The sequence below is a fragment of the Enterobacter sp. C4G1 genome (assembly GCF_052886895.1).
The window spans coordinates 753,248-771,399 of record NZ_JBQVVV010000002.1 but is presented as its reverse complement, the minus strand read 5'-3'; the positions used below and the strand labels follow the sequence as shown (position 1 = coordinate 771,399).

Genomic DNA, 18,152 nt, shown 5'->3' with positions numbered 1-18,152 from the left:
TAAGCGACGCAAAATATAACCGCGCCGAAAGTGATGTCTGTCGAAGGAAATTGTGTGGTCAGAGCAGACGGGGATCACAACACGCTGAATCGTGGCGAATTCCCAGGCAAACCAGTAAGTGTAGTGGTGCTTTAATCATCAGATTCACTTAATAGTTACCGACTGGTATTGATGACTTGAATTCATAGGGACAACCCTGAACCGCCAGGCGAGAAGTCATTCACGCGTTACGCAAGGCATCTACAAGTAACGCGAAGGCGGTGGTGTGCTGGCGGCGGCTGGGATAATACAAATGATAGCCCTGAAAGACCGGGCACCACGCCTTAAGCACCTGAATCAACCGTCCCTGATCGATGGCCTCACGGACGGTATCTTCCGGCACATACGCCAGGCCAAGACCAGATTCAGCGGCATCGATGCGCTGCGGCAGATTATTCAGCGTCAGCTGGCCTTCAACGCGCACGTGCAGCTCACGCCCGTCACGTTCAAATTCCCAGGCATACAATCCTCCTCGCGTGGGCAGACGCATATTGATGCAGCTGTGCTGCGCAAGCTGCTCTGGCTCTTCCGGCACACCAAAACGCGCAAGATAGTCGGGTGAACCGACCACCGTCATGCGTAGATCCGGTGCAATACGCACGGCAATCATATCTTTGGCGACCTGCTCACCCAGGCGCACCCCGGCATCAAACCGCCCATCTACGATGTCCGTCAGGCCGTTATCCACGGTCACTTCAACATGAATGTCAGGATATTTCACCATGAAGGGTTTTAGCACCGGCCACAGCACGCAGGTCATGGCGTGTTCTCCGGCGGTGATGCGGATATTTCCGGCGGGCGTGTCACGCATGTCACGCAGTGCGGTGAGCTCCTGCTCAATCTCCAGCAGGTGCGGGCTCAGGCGCATGAAGAGTTGCTCACCGGCCGCGGTCGGCGCAACGCTGCGGGTGGTGCGGGTCAGCAGCCGCACATCCAGTCGCGCCTCCAGATTACGCATCGCGTGGCTCAATGCCGACTGCGAAACACCCAACTGGGCGGCCGCGCGTGTAAAACTGCGTTCGCGGGCGACCACCATAAAAGAGAGCAGGTCGTTGAAATTGTCTTTTAACATCGTCAGTTGCCCGATTCATGAATTGCGTTCATGGTTCCTTTCTGATTATGCAGTCTAATGCTCCACACACCTTTGCGCTACTGTTAGCACAACAGCAAACGAGGAGTAGAACATGAAAATTATCCGTAGCGGTTCATTACCTTCCATCCGTGGCCCGGAGGACTGGTTTACCGGCACTGTTCGCATTGATGCACCTTTCCAGGCGACCGAGCCCGCCGCCGTGGGTGGCGCAACGGTGACCTTTGAACCCGGCGCGCGAACCGCCTGGCATACGCATCCGCTGGGACAAACGCTTATCGTGACTCAGGGGCGCGGCTGGTTACAGGAGTGGGGTAAAGAGGCTGAGCCGCTGAACCAGGGCGATATCGCGTGGATCCCGCCTGGCGTGAAACACTGGCACGGGGCCAGCGCGCAAACGGCGATGACCCATATTGCCATCGCCGAATCAGTGAACGGTAGCCCGGTAGAGTGGATGGAAAAAGTCACCGACGAGCAGTATCAGAACAGCTAGCCGCCAAACACCGCTATCGCCTGTTGCAGACGCGTGGTGCGCTGCGTCAGGTGATTGGCGGCATTGGCGACATTATCTACCATTCCGGTGTTGTTGCTGGTCATCACGCCAATACGAGAGATGGACTCGTTAATCAGCGAAAGCGCCTGCGTCTGTTCCTGCGTGGCATGGCCTATTTCCTTAATCAGGGAGGTCATCTGCAACACATTGCCTATCATCACCGTCAGGTGCGTTTCGGTCTGTTCCACCATTTCCACACCGTTGTTCACGCTGGCGACGTTTTTCTCGATCAGGGTTTTGATCTCTTTGGCTGCCGTGGCAGAGTGCTGCGCCAGGTTACGCACTTCAGCCGCTACCACCGCAAAACCGCGCCCGGCTTCACCGGCGCGTGCCGCTTCGACGGCGGCGTTCAGTGCCAGGATGTTGGTCTGGAAGGCGATGCGGTCAATCACGCTGATGATGTCGACAATCTGGCTGTTATCTTGCGACACCGACTGCATCATGCCGATGGTCTGTTTCATCATCGCTTCGCCGCTGTGGGCGCTGGCGCTGGTCCGGTCCGCCATCTGAATGGCTTCCTTCGCGGTTTCTGCCGTCTGCTGTACTGCACTGGCAATTTCTTCTACTGCCGCGGCGGTTTGTTGCAAGTCGTCTGCTGTCTCTTCGGAACGCGCCTGCAACGCCGCGCCTTCTTTCGCCACCTGCTGACTGATATTGCCGATACCGCCAATCTGGGTGCCAACATCATCCACCAGCGAGTTCAGGTTTAAACCCGACTGATTAACGAGGCGCATCATCAGACCAATTTCGTCTACCCGATCGAAATGGAAATAGTCTGTTTTGCGCCCGGAAACCACGCGTTGCATCTGGCTGACAATGGTTTTTACCGGACGTGATATTTGTGCATTAAGGTATAACGCCAGGCTAATTAACGGCAGAATTACGCCACTCAGTTGACTTATACCTTTGGGTAAGATCAGTAAAAGTAAACAAGAGAACAGGGCGGTTATGGTAATACCAATATTAACGCGCCGGGTAATGCTCAGTCGTTTAAAAACAGAAGTGAAAGAGAATATGCCGCGGCGAACCAACAATCCTTTATAAAAGCGATGATGTTTTAATTCTTTATTTCGCACTTTCTCATAGAGTTTTTCACTGGCTTCAATCTCTTCACGTGCGGGAATATTACGCACAGAGATATAACCGGTTAATGTGTCATTCTGGTAAACCGGCGTAACATTGGCGCGCACCCAGTAGTGATCTCCGTTGTGGCGGCGGTTCTTGACAAGCCCGGTCCAGCTCTCTCCCTGCTGTAACGTAAACCACATATCCCCGAATGCCTCAGGGGGCATATCCGGGTGGCGAATAACATTATGGGGTTCACCCAGAAGATTTTCTTCTTTATATCCACTGGCTTCAATAAAGGCCGAATTCGCATAGGTAATATGACTATGTGTATTGGTTGTCGACATTAATGTCGAGCCTTCGTTAAGTAAATACTCGTTTTGTGTAACGGGAGTGTTACGCTTCATGAGTAACTCCATAGTGATGTATATGTAAAAGAGAAGCCGCCCGATAAAGACACAGGCAAGAGATAAGGTTTTATTCTTTTGTTTTACAACGAGTGTATTCTCCCTGAAAGTAAAGATATTCGGAACACCCTAAGTTAACTATTTTTTACCTGTTTTATTTTTGTTGTGTAATAAAAATGAAAATATTAACAGGTTCAGAGTAACGCACCCCTGCAAATAAATGACTTAAGCCAAATAAACAGCGATACGTAGACTCTCCGGGTAAACTGATAATCCGAAATAGCGTTTTATTAACAGGGTTTAAACGCTATGATTTGCTCAGTTTTTCTTCTTACAGGCCAGGAGGGAGAGTGAAAATCAATATAATTGGTACCAGCGGGAGCGGAAAAAGTACACTTGCAAGGCGGATCGCCGCCGAGCTTGCTATCCCGTACATCGAGATGGATCGGCTTTACTGGCGCCCGAACTGGCAGGGAACAGAGGACGATGCGCTGTGGGCTAAGCTTGAAAACACGTTAGCCGCCACCGAGGACTGGGTGCTCGACGGCAACTATAACCGCACGCGCCCTGTTAAGTGGCGCAATGTGGATCTGGTGGTGTGGGTGGATTACGGGTTTACCCTCACCCTGTATCAGGCCGTGAGCCGGGCATTCAGGCGTGCGTGGCATAAACAGGAGCTGTGGCCCGGCACGGGAAATTGTGAAAGCTTTCGTCGTTCGTTTTTCAGCCGTGAGTCCATCATCATCTGGACAATCAAAACCTGGCGCAGTAACCGCGAACGTTACGAAGTTGATATGCGAAACCCGCAATATGACCATATCCGTTTTGTGCGCATCACCCGGCGACAGGACGCAGAAACGCTGATTTCTTCGCTAAAGGCACAGTCTGAAAAGGGTTTTGCATTCCCAGTTTCCGGCAATCCAAATGTAAATTAATTGTTTCTCAGTGGTGAAATCCGCCTTTAATAATGACGACATGTTAAGTCAAACGAGATAACAACATGTCCTGGCGAATCAGCATTCTGGATAAGAGCCCTATAGCCGAAAATGAAACGGCGGCCGATGCGCTGGCGCGCACCTTAAGCCTGGCCCAACAGGCAGAAACCCTGGGTTATCACCGCTTCTGGATTGCCGAACACCACAATACCCCTCAACTGGCCAGCCCCTCGCCGGAGCTTTTGATTGCCTGGATCCTCGGGCAAACAAAGCGCATTCGCGTCGGCTCTGGCGGCGTCATGCTCCAGCATTACAGCCCGTACAAAGTGGCGGAAAATTTTAACGTTCTGGCGGCCATTGCTCCCGGGCGCGTGGATCTGGGCGTGGGTAAAGCACCCGGCGGTCTGCCGCTCTCGACCCGTGCATTACAGCAGGGTCAGAACCCGCAGCAAAAGGGCAGTTTTGCCGATCAATTGACGCAGCTGGATGGCTGGTTACGCAATGAAAACCCGTCGCAGGATGATGCCGTGCGTGCCACGCCGCTGCCACAGGTTCCGGCTCAGGGATTCCTGCTGGGAGCGAGCACCGAAAGCGCGCTGTTAGCGGCAAAACTTGACTGGCATTTTGTCTTTGCCGCGCACCTGAACGGTGATCCCGACCTGCTGCGCGATGTGATTGCAACCTGGCGTGCTAACAGCGCCCGTGACGTCATCGTTGCGGTACAGGTGATTGTTGCCTCTTCGCAGACCCAGGCCGATGCCCTGGCGCAAAAAGTGGAAGTGTGGGGTGTTGAGCTGGCAAATGGTCAGCGTGTGACCGTAGCAAGCGAAGAGCAGGCCTATGCCTTTGCCCGCCAGGCCGGGAGCGAGCCGGTGCGTATTGCCCGTCGCGCGCAGTCTCTGCTGGCGGGGACGGCGGAATCGGTACTGGCACAATTTAACGCGCTGCACCAGCAGTGGGGCATCGACGAATTCATTATTGATACACCGGTTGCGGATGGCGCAACGCGTATTCAGTCCCTGCGTCTGCTGGCGCAGGCGCGACTCAACAAGGAGGTTACAGCATGAGTTTTGGTGAACAACTGATTGCCTGGCGCCGCGAGCTGCACCAGAACCCGGAACTGTCGGGGCAGGAAGTGGAAACCACCGCCCGTTTACGCCAGTGGTTGACCCGCGCGGGCATCACGCCGCTGCCTTATGAACTGCCAACGGGGCTGGTGGCGGAAATTGGTACTGGCAAAAAGCTGATTGCCCTGCGTGCAGATATTGATGCCTTGCCGATAGAGGAACGCAGCGGTGTGTCATTTAGCTCACAGCGCGCGGGCGTGATGCACGCCTGCGGACACGATATCCATACCAGCGTGATCCTGGGGGCAGCGCTGAAGCTCAAAGAGCGTGAAGACGCGCTCAACGGACGCGTGCGGATCCTGTTCCAGCCTGCGGAGGAAAATTTCGGCGGGGCAAAAAGCATGGTGCGCGCGGGGGTGTTACATGATGTCAGCGCCATCTTCGGGATGCATAACGAGCCGGGGCTGCCGGTGGGTGAATTCGCCACCCGCGGTGGGCCGTTTTATGCCAACGTTGACCGGTTTGTCATTCGCATTACCGGAAAAGGGGCGCACGCCGCACGTCCGCACGAAGGAAATGATGCCATTGTGCTGGCCAGCCAGCTGGTGACGGCGCTGCAAAGCGTGGCCAGCCGTAACGTCAATACCCTGGATTCCGTGGTGCTTAGCGTCACGCGCATCGCCGGAGGGAACACCTGGAATGTCCTGCCGGAGAGCGTCGGGCTGGAAGGTACGCTGCGTACTCACCGCACCGAGGTACAGCAGAACGTCAAAGCGCGGGTGGGTGAAATCGCGGCCGGGTTTGCCAGCGCCTTTAGCGCGCAGATCGATATTACCTGGTACGCCGGGCCAACGGCGCTAGTGAACGACGAACGCTGGGCTGAATTCGCCACCTCGGTTGCCCGGGAAGCAGGTTATGAAACCCGGCACGCAGAGCTGCATATGGGCGGGGAAGATTTTGCGGTTTATCTCCAGAATATTCCGGGTGCATTTGTCAGTATTGGCAGCGCCAGCCCCTTCGGCTTACACCATCCGGCATTTAACCCAGATGAAGCATTGATCGAGCCCGCTGCCCGCTATTTTGCACAGCTTGCGGAAAAAGCACTGCAACACGTTTAAACATAAGAGGTGAATATGTCTGCAACCCGACAATTGCGGCTGGGAACCATATTGCATGGTGCATCCGGAAATATGTCTGCGTGGCGTCATCCGGCGGCTGCCGCAGATGCCAGTATTAATTTTAATTTTGTTAAAGACACGGCGTTGAAGGCGGAAGAGGGTAAGCTCGATTTTTTATTTGTCGCTGATGGCCTTTATATTAATGAAAAATCCATTCCGCATTTTTTAAATCGCTTTGAACCGCTCACCGTATTATCCGCGCTGGCGAGCATCACCACGCGTCTGGGGCTGGTGGGAACATTATCCACCTCGTACAGCGAGCCATTCACCGTGGCGCGCCAGTTTGCAAGCCTGGATCATCTGAGCAATGGCCGTGCGGGCTGGAACGTGGTGACCTCACCGCTGGAAGGTTCAGCGAAGAATTTTTCCCGCGAAAAACACCCGGAACACGCGCTGCGTTACCGCATTGCCGATGAATATCTGGATGTGGTGAAAGGGTTGTGGGATTCCTGGGAAGGCGATGCCTTTGTGCGTAATAAAGAGAGCGGTCAGTTCTTTGATCCTGAAAAACTGCATACCCTGGATCACAACGGCGATTTCTTTAAGGTCGCCGGGCCGCTGAATATTGGTCGCACACCACAAGGACGGCCGATTGTATTTCAGGCTGGCGCATCCGACGACGGGAAAAAACTGGCAGCGAAACATGCCGACGCCATATTTACCCATCACGAATCGTTAGAAGAGGCGCAGGCCTTTTATCACGACGTGAAACAACAGCTGGAAAGTCATGGTCGCCGCGCAACGGATTTACATATATTCCAGGGCGTCAGCGTGATTGTCGGCAAAGATGCCGATGATGTGGAAAACCAGTATCAAACCACCGCGGCACTGGTCTCTGTTAAAGACGCGCTGAATTATCTCGGCCGTTATTTTGAACATCATGATTTCAGCCAATATCCGCTCGATGAACCTTTCCCGGATATTGGCGATTTGGGCAAAAACAGCTTCCGCAGCACCACGGATGAAATTAAGCGTAATGCCCGGGAGCGCAACTTAACCCTGCGCCAGGTGGCGCTGGAAGCCGCCTCACCGCGCCCGCGTTTCTCCGGCACCCCGGAACAGGTAGCAGACGGGCTTCAGGCGTGGTTCGACGGCTTTGCCGCTGACGGATTCATCATTCAGGGCGGGACGCCGGATACCTTCCCGCGCTTTGTTGAACAGGTCGTGCCGGTCTTACAGGCTCGCGGCCTGTTCCGCACCGAATATCCCGGCACCACGCTGCGTGAAAGTCTGGGATTAGACGAACCTAAAAATCAGTTTACACAACAATAAAAGAGAACCCCGCTATGCAGAAAACAACGCTTATTCTGGCGCTTGCGCTGGCCTTTACCCCTGCCGTCTGGGCAGAGAATGTGAATATTAACGGCACCGGCGTGAGCATTGAGGCCAATAAAACACCCGTCAATACCACTAAAAACAATGACGCGGTCGCACAGCTACCGAAAGACTACCGTTTTGCCGTTCCGGGCAAGTTCACCGTTGCGGTGGCAGGCCTTAATCAACCGCCGCTGACAGTGTTTTCCGACGATAACAAAACGCTGCTCGGCAGTGAAGTTGACGTTGCTCGTCTGGTGGCGGATAGCCTTGGGCTTGAGCTGAACGTGGTGCCAACTTCCTGGGAAGACTGGCCGCTCGGCGTGGCGTCCGGGAAATACGATGCGGCAATCAGCAATATCACCGTCACCAAAGAGCGCAAAGAGAAGTTTGACTTTGCCACCTACCGTAAAGATTCCCTCGGCTTCTACGTCAAATCCACCAGCCCGATCAAAACGCTTGAGAAGGCGGAAGACATTGCCGGGCTGCGGATTATCGTCGGGTCAGGTACTAATCAGGAAGCGATCCTGCTGGCCTGGAATGCTGAAAACCTGAAGAAGGGGCTGAAACCCTTTACGCCGGTCTACACCAAAGACGACGCAGCCCAAACGCTGGCGCTCCAGTCCGGACGCGCAGATGCCTACTTTGGCCCGAACGTGATTGGCGCATGGAAAGCCGCGCTCAACGGAAAAACCAAACTGGTGGGCAGCGTAGACGGCGGCTGGCCGAAAGCCGCGCACATTGCGGTCACGCTGAGAAAAGGCAGTGGTCTGGTGGAGCCGGTGCAGACCGCGCTTAACGGCGTGATTAAAAACGGCGACTACGACAAAGTGCTGAACCGCTGGGGCGAAGGGGTTGAGCGTATCCCGCAATCAGAAGTGAACCCGGCTGGTCTGGGTGACTAAGGAGGTCGTATGAGCGAACAATTTCGCGATGTTTCGCCGGAAGACGCCGATCTTCAGCCCATCATTGATGGGTTGTTCGGTGAATACGCCGCCCGCTACGGGGACTATTTCTCCAAAGACGCAGAAGTGGAACTGACGCAGTGGTACTTAGTGCCGCAGGGGCTGTTTATCGTGCTGGAGCGTGACGGTGAGATCATCGCCACCGGGGCCTACAAACCCTTTGATGAACGCACTGCCGAGATCAAACGCATCTGGACGAATAAGGCGCTACGCCAGCAAGGGCTGGCTGCACGGGTGGTACAGGAGCTGGAACGCCGGGCGGTGCTGGCGGGGTATAGCCAGATTTACCTCACCACCGGTTTTCGTCAGCCGGAGGCCGTCAGGCTCTATATCAGCCAGGGCTATCAGCCGCAGTTCGATCTTAACCGTGACCCGGAAGAGTACAGCCAGCCCCCGTTTGACGGGCGGCTGCGATTCACCAAAACGCTGGTACGCGAAGCGTTCAGTAAAACCGCATGAGGAACGACGATGAGAAACGTTGAAACCATAAAGGTGGTCCCGGCGCGTTACCCGCTGCGCGCCGTTGGTGCCGTGGCGGCGCTGTTTGTGCTGGCCGTGGTTATTCAGTCCGTGGCCTTTAACCCGCGCTGGGAGTGGGCGGTGTTTGCCCGCTGGTTCTTTGATCCGGTTATTCTGGAAGGGTTAGGCCAGACGTTGTTGCTGACGCTGATTGGTACCGTCTTAAGCGTGGTGATTGGCGGGATGCTGGCGCTGGCGCGGCTGTCATCTTCATGGCTGTTAAGCAGCCTGGCCTGGGGCTATATCTGGCTGTTCCGCTCGTTGCCGTTGATTGTGGTGCTGATCATCCTTTATAACTTCTCGTATCTCTACGACACGCTTTCCCTTGGTGTGCCCTTTACCGGCATCACCTGGGGAAGCTTTGAAACCATCAACGTGCTGGGGCAATTTTCCACCGCCGTGGTGGGGCTGACGCTGGTCCAGAGCGCTTACACCGCTGAAATTATTCGCGGAGGTTTTCTTGGGGTCGATCACGGTCAGTATGAAGCGGCCGCCGCACTGGGATTGCCCGCGTGGCGTCGTACCCTGCGCATTATTCTGCCTCAGGCGCTGCGCACCATTCTGCCGGCGGGGTTCAACGAAATCATCAGCCTCGCGAAGGGCACCGCAATGGTTTACGTGCTGGCGATGCCGGAGCTGTTCTACACCATTCAGATGATCTACAACCGCACCCAGGAAGTGATCCCGCTGCTGATGGTTGGCGCGGTGTGGTATCTGGTGATCACCACGGTGTTGTCCGCCATTCAGCATTTAGTGGAACGTGGTCTTGCCCGTAGTGAACGCCGTTCGGCGGTGAATCAGAACCGCGCCAGTAGCCGTACCCGTTCCGTGACCACCACTCAAGTACAGGAGCCTGTCCATGCAAGCCTCTCCTGAAGGACACATTTCAATTACCGGCGTCAGTAAGTTCTTTGGCCGCCATAAAGCCCTGGATAACGTCTCGCTTGAGATCCCTCCCGGTTCCGTTACGGTGATCCTCGGGCCATCCGGCTCCGGGAAATCCACGCTGCTGCGCACCATTAATCATCTGGAGCGGGTGGATGAAGGCTTTATCCAGATAGACGGGGACTACATTGGCTACCGTCGTCAGGGGGATAAGCTGTATGAACTCAAGGAAAAAGAGATCCTTAAGCAGCGCGTAAACGTGGGTTACGTGTTCCAGAACTTTAATCTGTTCCCGCATCTCACTGTGCTGGAAAACCTGATTGAAGCCCCGATTGCCCATAAACAACTGAGCCGCAAAGAGGCCATCGAAAGGGCGCATGGGCTTTTGGACGTGGTGGGGCTGCGCGAAAAAGCCGATGCCTGGTCGCGCCATCTTTCCGGTGGTCAACAGCAGCGCATTGCCATTGCCCGCGCGCTGGCGCTGCGTCCACGGGTGATGTTGTTTGATGAACCCACTTCTGCACTCGATCCAGAGCTGGTGGGCGAGGTGCTGGACGTTATCAAAAAGCTGGCCCGTTCCGGGACAACGCTGGTGGTAGTGACTCACGAGATCGGTTTTGCCCGCGAAGTGGCGGATCAGGTGGTGTTTATGGTCGATGGCAAAATTGTTGAACAAGGCAGCAGCGACGAGGTATTAAACCGCCCGTCCCACGCGCGAACGCGCCAGTTCCTGTCAAAAGTGCTGTAAGGAGTGCAGATGAAATATGGAGTTCTGGCCGGTCTGGTGCTGACCACGGCGAGCCACGCCAGCATTGATTTAAAAGCCAATGAGCAACCGCTGCCGGTTACGGTGGATCAGCAGGCAGTGGCGAAGATCCCCAAAGGCTATCAGTTTGTCGAGCCGGGCACGCTGACGGTGGCGATTTCTGCGCTCAATTCACCGCCGCTTGCGCTGCTCGCTAGTGATAACCGCACGCGTATCGGCAGCGACCCGGATATCGCCCGGTTGCTGGCGGGCAGCCTGGGGCTAAAGCTGAAGCTGGTGCCCACCGCCTGGGAAGACTGGCCGCTGGGCATTACCTCCGGGCGTTATGACGTGGCGCTGGTGAATATCGCCGTTACCGAACAGCGCAAAGAGAAGTTTGACTTTGCCACTTACCGTGTTGATTCCCTGGCCTTTTCGGTGAAATCCACCAGTGATATTCAGTCGATAAAAAGTGCAGTCGATCTGGCGGGCAAAAAGGTGATTGTCGGCTCCGGGACCAACCAGGAGCGTATTTTGCTCGGCTGGAACGAAGAGAACAAACGCGCCGGGCGTGAAACTGCGCTGCCGGTGTATCTGACCGATGATGCTTCGGGCAATCTGTACATTCAGTCCGGAAGGGCGGATGTCTTTTTTGGCCCGCAGTCCGTGTCGGCGTATAAAGCCGCGTTAATCGGCAAAACCCGCGTAGTAGGCTTAGGGCCGAAGAAGGCCTATGTCGCCACCACCACCAAAAAAGGCAACGAGCTGGTGTATGCGCTACAGGCGGCGCTTGACGGTGCCATTCAGCGCGGTGAGTACCAGAAGGTGCTGGCGCGCTGGGGCGAACAGGGCGAAGCGGTGGCGCAATCAGAGGTCAACCCGCCGGGGATAACTTACTAATGCTGCTCTACACTTAGGGTTTTATTCCTGAGGGGCAACATGATGAAGCTCTATGGCGTACCCGGCTGGGGTTCGGCAATCAGTGAAGTGATGCTGATCCTGGCCGACATTCCTTATCAGTTCGTCAATGTTGACGGTTTTGATGCACCCGGCCCACAGCGGTCCTTACTCGAAACGCTTAACCCGTTGTGTCAGGTGCCGACGCTGGCGCTGGAGCACGGTGAGATAATGACTGAAACGGCGGCCATCGCCCTGATGGTGCTCGACAGATGCCCGGATCTCGCGCCGCCCGTTGGCCAGCCTGAACGCCGCCAGTTTCAGCGTCTGCTGATCTGGCTGGTGGCTAATGTCTATCCCACCTTCACCTACGCCGATTATCCTGAGCGCTGGGTTCATGATGCACCGGAACAGCTCAGGGAAAACTGCTTCGAATACCGGAAATCCCTCTGGCTGTGGCTGGAGAATCAGCTCAATCCCGCGCCCTATACCTTTGGCGAACAGCTAACGTTGATTGATGTTTATCTCGCGGTGATGCGATCCTGGGGGCCGCGCCACGCGTGGTTTGCTGCTAATACGCCAAAGATAACTGCCATTGCGGATGCTGTGTGCGCACTGCCTGAACTGCACAAGGTGTTAAAGGCGAACGAAATTATCTGATAACGTGGAACACTAACTCACAACTGGAAGCCTGCACATGCCACACGTAGATATCAAATGTTTCCCTCGCGATTTGAACGATGAACAAAAAGCCGCGCTGGCGGAAGATATTGCTCAGGTGATAATTCGCCACTTCGACAGCAAAGACAGCTCAGTGTCTGTTGCCCTGAATCAGGTACAGCCGGAAGACTGGAAAGCTCAGGTCTGGGACACAGAAATTGGCCCGAAGATGGATGAGTTGATTAAGAAACCCGGCTATTCGATGTAAGTTTGTAGGCCGGGTCAGGCGATGTCGCTACCCGGCCACAGCATTACAGCGCCGAGCGACGATACGGCGCGTAATCCGCCTGCCACCAGGTCTTCTCAATCCGCGCCATCAATTCGTCCTCAGCGATGGCGGGTGCAACCCCCTGGTCAATGGCCGTGCGCGCAACGGCAAACGCAATCGTTCGGGAAACAGACTCAATCTGATCCACCGGAGGCAGCAGGCCACCTTTTTCGGTGGTGACCAGCGGAGACTGCGCGGCCAGCGTGCGGCTGGCGGTCATCAGCATCTCTTCCGTAACCCGGCGTGCGTTACAGGCCATGATGCCTAAACCGAGGCCCGGGAAGATATACGCGTTGTTGCACTGGGCAATTTCATACTGCTCGTTTTGATAGAACACCGGTGCGAACGGGCTGCCGGTGGCAATCAGGGCGGCACCCTGCGTCCACTCAATCAGGTCCTGCGGTTGCGCTTCTGCACGCGATGTCGGGTTAGACAGCGGCATAATAATCGGGCGTGGGCAGTGGCGATGCATCTCTTTGACGATCTCTTCACTGAACAGCCCTGGCTGCCCTGAAACCCCAATCATCACCGTTGGTCTGGCGTTTTTCACCACCTCCAGCAGCGAAATATTGTTCGATTCAACCTGCCAGTCCTGGAGATTTACCCGCGCCGTAAGCAGGTTTTTCTGGAAGTCGAGCAGGTTGGTCATGTCATCCGTCAACAGACCAAAGCGATCGACCATGAAGATCCTGCTGCGGGCTTCCGCCTCGGTCAGTCCGTCTTCCACCATCAGCGCCACGATTTTTTCCGCGATGCCACATCCAGCCGAGCCGCTGCCTAAAAAGACGACGCGCTGGTCGCGAATGCGAGTTCCCGCGGCGTGAGCGGCGGCAATCAGCGTGCCGGAGGTGACTGCCGCTGTGCCCTGAATGTCGTCATTGAAACAGCAAAGCTGGTCACGATAGCGCTGGAGCAGTTTGGTCGCGTTCTTTTGCGCAAAATCTTCGAACTGGAGCAGAACATCCGGCCAGCGCGCTTTAACGGTGTTGATAAACATGTCCATAAACTCGGCGTATTGGTCATCGCTGATACGCGGGTGACGCCAGCCCATATACATCGGGTCGTCCAGGTGCTGCTGATTGTTGGTACCAACATCCAGCATAATCGGCAACGTAGAGGCCGGGTGCACACCGCCACAGGCGGTATACAAAGACAGCTTACCAATCGGGATCCCCATGCCGCCGATCCCCTGGTCCCCAAGCCCCAGAATACGTTCCCCGTCGGTGACCACGATGACGCGGATATCATTGCGGGAAAAACTCTGGAGCATCTCGTCAATACGGTGGCGGTTAGGCCATGAAATAAATAAACCACGCGCACGGCGATAAATGGTAGAGAAGTGTTCGCACGCTTCACCTACGGTTGGCGTATAGATAATGGGTAAGGTTTCTTTAAGGTGCGAGCGTAACAGGTTGTAAAATAATGTCTCGTTAGTGTCCTGGATATTTCTCAGATACACGTGGCGGGAAATATCACTCTTGAAATGACAGAATTGCACCCAGGCGCGTTCGGTCTGTTCTTCGATAGTTTCTACATTGTGAGGTAATAAACCGTGCAAATTAAAATTGTCACGTTCTTCTTTAATAAATGCCAGCCCCTTGTTTAACAGCGGATTTTCCAGCAAAACGGCTCCGTTATACGGTGTATAAAGCACTTCTTTGCGAGACATGGGTAACTCCTGAGCGAATTTGAATTAAAACAGATTAAGAAATTAAATAAATCATAATGCCTTCTGTCAGCACACCCACGGCAGTACCAATCAAAATCGATGAGGAGGCCGTATCAATATAGGTGTCGCTGCGTAACGCAAACATTCCCGCGGCAATGGCGGAAGGTGTGGCGCCAATAATAACAACTTGTTGCAATAACGTATGGCTGAGTCCAAATGCCAGGCCGGCTGCTGCCATCATGGCTGGCTGAATAAGGTTTTTAATGCTGATATTGGTAAATGTCTGCACGTTAAGTTTTGGACGTTCACCGTAGAAAAGAAGCCCAAGGGCAAACAGAGAAAGCCCGCCAGACACTTTGCCAACCATTTCAATCGGCATACTGAGAATATGCGGAATTTGCACACCGGCCAGGCTTAACAACACGCCCGAAACCGGGATCCAGACGATAGGATTGCGGGCTGCTTTGATGAGGTTTTGCAGCACCATCGCACCCGGATGCAGCGCGTTGAGGCTCTCATCACCACTTTTATCCCCCATACGAATCAATACGATAGTCAATGGAATCATAATGACGCTGGTAATGATGTTACCGATCAGGACGCCGATAAATCCTTCCGGGCCAATCAATACCGCCAGAACCGGGGCACCAAAATAGGCCATATCCGGGAAGGCGCACACCAGTGACTGAATGGCGCTGGTTTTAATATCATGACGAAAAACAAAGCGTGAAATAAATAGAGTCAGCAAATAGGAACCCATCAGCCCAACAACCAGCACGGCCATAAATGTCAGGTTCTTAATTTTATTTGGGTCAGTATTTAATGCACCAATAAAAAGATGAAAAGGAAGGGCGAAGCGGATGACTACCGTTGCCAGAACGTTTGCATCTTCACGCCGGGTATAACCGAGTTTTCCGCTTAACCACCCTAATAGCATAATAAAGACGAGTGGAAACAGGGACTGTAATAATAATGAGGGCATAAGATATCCTGTCGAGTACATTTTATGGGTTTTGTTGATGCGCTAATCTAGCGGTTAGCAAACAGGGCAGGAGTGATAACGGTCACACTCTATCTGGTTTTATTAATTTCAAAATGATTGTTTTAGTTTGATAAGGCTTCATGTATTCATATATTGATGAATGACAAGAAAAATGCAGTAATTTATAAAAAACAGAATTGCCAGTAACTTTAGTTACGTAATGATGATTTAAGTTATTTAAAATGGAATTACCGTGCTGCTCACATTTCCATCAATCATGTTGATGAGTGATCTGTCTTACTGATTTTGACCATGATATTTTCAGCCTAAGCCAGTTTTACAAATGGCCTTATTGAATTTTATTTTCTTTTTAGAACGTTTTAAATCTCATGAATAACACCAAGTTATTCTTTTTTCTCTGTTTATCCGAACTGACTAATCAGGTGATTATATGAAAGATAATCCTGTACATCCTTCTCCAGCGGCATCCCCCCGTTTTGCCTTCAGCCTGAACAATGCTGAAGTTGGGGCTGTGCCGTTGATCTTGTTTGTGGGCATTGCCTCTATCGTGGCCATTTCCGCGTGGGCGGGACTGCTGCCGAAAAATATGATTGGCGGACTGGCGGTGATCATGACGCTCGGTTTTGCGTTTGCCAAAATCGGCCGTCAAATCCCGGTGCTGAAAGATATCGGTGGCCCGGCGATCCTGTGTCTGATGGTGCCATCGATACTGGTTTATTTCGGGGTGTTCCAGAAACATACGCTGGATACCGTTCACCTGCTGATGAAAGAGGCGAACCTGCTCTATTTTGTTATCGCCTGTCTGGTGGTGGGTAGCATTCTGGGGATGAACCGCATTCTGCTGATCCAGGGGATGATCCGCATGTTTGTTCCGCTGGTGGTCGGCACGCTGATGGCCGTGATGAGCGGGTTAATCGTCGGTTCACTGTTCGGCTTTACGCCGTATCACACGTTCTTTTTCATTATCGTTCCGATTATCGGGGGCGGGATTGGCGAGGGGATTTTGCCGTTGTCGCTGGCGTATTCAGCAATACTGGGGCAAACACCGGACGTCTATGTGGCGCAGCTGGCACCGGCCGCGGTGGTGGGGAATATCTTCGCGATTATCTGCGCAGGCGTATTTGCGCGCCTGGGGGCGAAACGGCCCTCACTTTCAGGGAATGGCATGTTAACCCGCGGCAAAAACGAGGATAACCTGTTCGCTGGCGCACAGCATGTGCAGCCGACCGATTTTCACCTGATGGGCGGCGGCCTGCTGATGGTGTGCGCGTTCTTCATTGTGGGGGGATTGTTTGAAAAGCTGGTGCATATCCCAGGCCCGGTGCTGATGATCCTGATTGCCGTGCTGTGCAAGTACTTCCGGCTGATCCCGGACTCAATGGAGCAGGGGGCGCACAGTTGCTATAAGTTTGTGTCCGCAGCGCTGGTGTGGCCGCTGATGATTGGCCTGGGCATGTTGTATGTACCACTGGAAAGCGTGGTGTCGGTCTTTTCTGTGGGATACGTGGTCGTTTGCGGCTCGATTGTGATTACGATGGCGTTAAGCGGGTATTTTATTGCTTCTCGGCTGAACATGTACCCGGTTGAAGCGGCAATTGTGACCTGCTGTCACAGCGGCCTGGGTGGAACAGGGGATGTGGCGATTTTGTCCGCCTCTAACCGTATGTCGCTTATGCCGTTCGCGCAGATTGCCACCCGTATCGGCGGCGCATCGACGGTGATTTTCGCCACGCTGCTGCTGGGATGGATAATGTAGTGCTGACGAAGGTAAGCCGGGTATACGCCCGGCTTGCTGAACGGCAATCACCGATGGCGGATTTGCAGTGTCGCAGGCAGGTAGCGCTGAAGCGGCTCGGGCGTATTGCCATCAATCAGCTGGCTTATCAGGTCGTAGCAGTGCCAGGCCAACTGACGGTTGTCCTGCTGCACGGTATCAATACGCAGCGACAGCGAATCGTAGAGATAGTGATCGTCAAAGCTCGCCAGATGGATATCGGAATCGAGCAAATTGTGCTGACTCATATAGCGCAGCACCCCTTCCAGCAGTCCGCAGGCAGCGGTAAACAGCGCCTTTGGCGGCCGACCGAGACGGGCGCAGAGGGCGGCGAACATCTCGTAGCCGGAGCTGGGATGATAGTTGCCGTTGATCACCCATTCCGGGCGCAGTTCGATACCCGCCTGGGCCAGACCCTGCGTAAAGCCCGCCAGTCGGTCGCGTGACGGCGATAGCCGCGGCTGGCCGCCTAAAAACCAGAATTCATCACTATGCTGAGGTGCGATACGGGAAATCAGATCTGCTGTCGGGGTAATCGAATCGGTCATGACCAGTGGCAGGGCGCTTTCATTGGGGCAGCGGTCAAACAGAACCACCGGCAGCTGGTTGCTGAGCTTCAGATAATCGGCGTCATTATGCATGCAGGAAGCGACGATCAGCCCGTCAACCTGACGGGCAATCATATTGTTCACCACCATGCTCTCCTGAGCGGGATTTTCATCAGTACAGGAGATCAGCAGCTGAACACCTGCCTCGCGGCACAGCGTCTCAAGCTCGTGGGAAAAGACCGCAAAACCGTAGTTGGTGATCTCCGGCACCACCAGCCCGATGGTGTGGCTGCGGTTATCACGTAACGAGCGGGCATGAATGCTCGGCTGATAATGATGCTCGCGGGCAATCGCCTGCACACGCTCGCGAGTTTCCTGCGCCACGCGCAGCTCCTTGCCACGCCCGCTCATCACCAGACTGGCGGTTGCTTTGGAAACGCCAGCCAGTTCGGCGATATCTTTAATGGTTACGCGTTTGGTTTTCATTACGACGCCATGAGCCTGAAAGCAA

Annotated in this window: 16 protein-coding genes and 1 pseudogene; 12 read left to right on the top strand and 5 right to left on the bottom strand. The window is 54.3% G+C overall.

Annotated elements, in window-relative coordinates; genetic code table 11:
• Positions 1-220 precede the first annotated feature (220 nt).
• Positions 221-1,111, bottom strand: coding sequence for a LysR family transcriptional regulator (locus tag ACT9TW_RS17595; RefSeq protein ID WP_446493218.1), 891 nt, complete (start codon positions 1,109-1,111; stop codon positions 221-223).
• Between the two features lie 112 nt (positions 1,112-1,223).
• Between ACT9TW_RS17595 and ACT9TW_RS17590 the strand changes: the two genes are divergently transcribed.
• On the top strand, positions 1,224-1,622 hold the full coding sequence (locus tag ACT9TW_RS17590; RefSeq protein WP_259829466.1) for a (R)-mandelonitrile lyase: 399 nt from the start codon (positions 1,224-1,226) through the stop codon (positions 1,620-1,622).
• Here the strand turns inward: ACT9TW_RS17590 and ACT9TW_RS17585 are convergent.
• Entirely contained in the window at positions 1,619-3,154 is a 1,536-nt protein-coding gene (locus tag ACT9TW_RS17585; RefSeq protein WP_446493217.1) for a methyl-accepting chemotaxis protein, read from the bottom strand. The two genes, ACT9TW_RS17590 and ACT9TW_RS17585, sit on opposite strands and share 4 nt — an antisense overlap.
• Positions 3,155-3,504: 350 nt before the next feature.
• Between ACT9TW_RS17585 and ACT9TW_RS17580 the strand changes: the two genes are divergently transcribed.
• The 10 genes and pseudogenes from ACT9TW_RS17580 (at position 3,505) to pptA (ending at position 12,587) form a co-directional block, all read left to right on the top strand.
• Entirely contained in the window at positions 3,505-4,089 is a 585-nt protein-coding gene (locus ACT9TW_RS17580) for an AAA family ATPase (protein ID WP_446493216.1), read from the top strand.
• A gap of 65 nt (positions 4,090-4,154) precedes the next feature.
• On the top strand, positions 4,155-5,156 hold the full coding sequence (locus ACT9TW_RS17575; protein ID WP_446493215.1) for an MsnO8 family LLM class oxidoreductase: 1,002 nt from the start codon (positions 4,155-4,157) through the stop codon (positions 5,154-5,156).
• Positions 5,153-6,274, top strand: a complete 1,122-nt coding sequence (locus ACT9TW_RS17570; RefSeq protein WP_446493214.1) for an amidohydrolase — start codon at positions 5,153-5,155, stop codon at positions 6,272-6,274. The genes ACT9TW_RS17575 and ACT9TW_RS17570 overlap by 4 nt, the downstream gene beginning before the upstream one ends.
• Before the next feature lie 15 nt (positions 6,275-6,289).
• A pseudogene (locus ACT9TW_RS17565) lies at positions 6,290-8,553 on the top strand (NtaA/DmoA family FMN-dependent monooxygenase).
• Between the two features lie 9 nt (positions 8,554-8,562).
• Entirely contained in the window at positions 8,563-9,072 is a 510-nt protein-coding gene (locus ACT9TW_RS17560) for a GNAT family N-acetyltransferase (protein WP_446493213.1), read from the top strand.
• 9 nt (positions 9,073-9,081) lie between these two features.
• Positions 9,082-10,008 carry an amino acid ABC transporter permease gene (locus tag ACT9TW_RS17555; protein WP_166715394.1) on the top strand — a complete coding sequence of 309 codons (927 nt, stop codon included), beginning with the start codon at positions 9,082-9,084 and terminating at the stop codon, positions 10,006-10,008.
• Positions 9,992-10,765 carry an amino acid ABC transporter ATP-binding protein gene (locus ACT9TW_RS17550; RefSeq protein ID WP_182061230.1) on the top strand — a complete coding sequence of 258 codons (774 nt, stop codon included), beginning with the start codon at positions 9,992-9,994 and terminating at the stop codon, positions 10,763-10,765. Before ACT9TW_RS17555 ends, ACT9TW_RS17550 begins: the two co-directional genes overlap by 17 nt.
• A gap of 9 nt (positions 10,766-10,774) precedes the next feature.
• Positions 10,775-11,662, top strand: a complete 888-nt coding sequence (locus ACT9TW_RS17545; RefSeq protein WP_446493212.1) for a transporter substrate-binding domain-containing protein — start codon at positions 10,775-10,777, stop codon at positions 11,660-11,662.
• A gap of 39 nt (positions 11,663-11,701) precedes the next feature.
• Positions 11,702-12,319 (top strand): glutathione S-transferase family protein, encoded by a 618-nt coding sequence (locus ACT9TW_RS17540; RefSeq protein WP_446493211.1) that lies wholly within the window; start codon positions 11,702-11,704, stop codon positions 12,317-12,319.
• Positions 12,320-12,356: 37 nt separating this feature from the next.
• On the top strand, positions 12,357-12,587 hold the full coding sequence (pptA, locus tag ACT9TW_RS17535; protein ID WP_014070406.1) for a tautomerase PptA: 231 nt from the start codon (positions 12,357-12,359) through the stop codon (positions 12,585-12,587).
• A 43-nt stretch (positions 12,588-12,630) separates the two neighbouring features.
• Here the strand turns inward: pptA and ACT9TW_RS17530 are convergent, their stop codons facing one another.
• Together ACT9TW_RS17530 and ACT9TW_RS17525 are read right to left on the bottom strand one after the other, a co-directional pair.
• On the bottom strand, positions 12,631-14,316 hold the full coding sequence (locus tag ACT9TW_RS17530; protein ID WP_446493210.1) for an NAD-dependent malic enzyme: 1,686 nt from the start codon (positions 14,314-14,316) through the stop codon (positions 12,631-12,633).
• Positions 14,317-14,350: 34 nt separating this feature from the next.
• Entirely contained in the window at positions 14,351-15,298 is a 948-nt protein-coding gene (locus ACT9TW_RS17525; RefSeq protein ID WP_014070404.1) for an AEC family transporter, read from the bottom strand.
• A gap of 451 nt (positions 15,299-15,749) precedes the next feature.
• Between ACT9TW_RS17525 and ACT9TW_RS17520 the strand changes: the two genes are divergently transcribed.
• Complete coding sequence (locus ACT9TW_RS17520) at positions 15,750-17,075, top strand: 2-hydroxycarboxylate transporter family protein (RefSeq protein WP_446493209.1); 1,326 nt, start codon at positions 15,750-15,752, stop codon at positions 17,073-17,075.
• Between the two features lie 47 nt (positions 17,076-17,122).
• Here the strand turns inward: ACT9TW_RS17520 and ACT9TW_RS17515 are convergent, their stop codons facing one another.
• Positions 17,123-18,127, bottom strand: a complete 1,005-nt coding sequence (locus ACT9TW_RS17515; RefSeq protein ID WP_182061223.1) for a LacI family DNA-binding transcriptional regulator — start codon at positions 18,125-18,127, stop codon at positions 17,123-17,125.
• Positions 18,128-18,152: the final 25 nt, after the last annotated feature.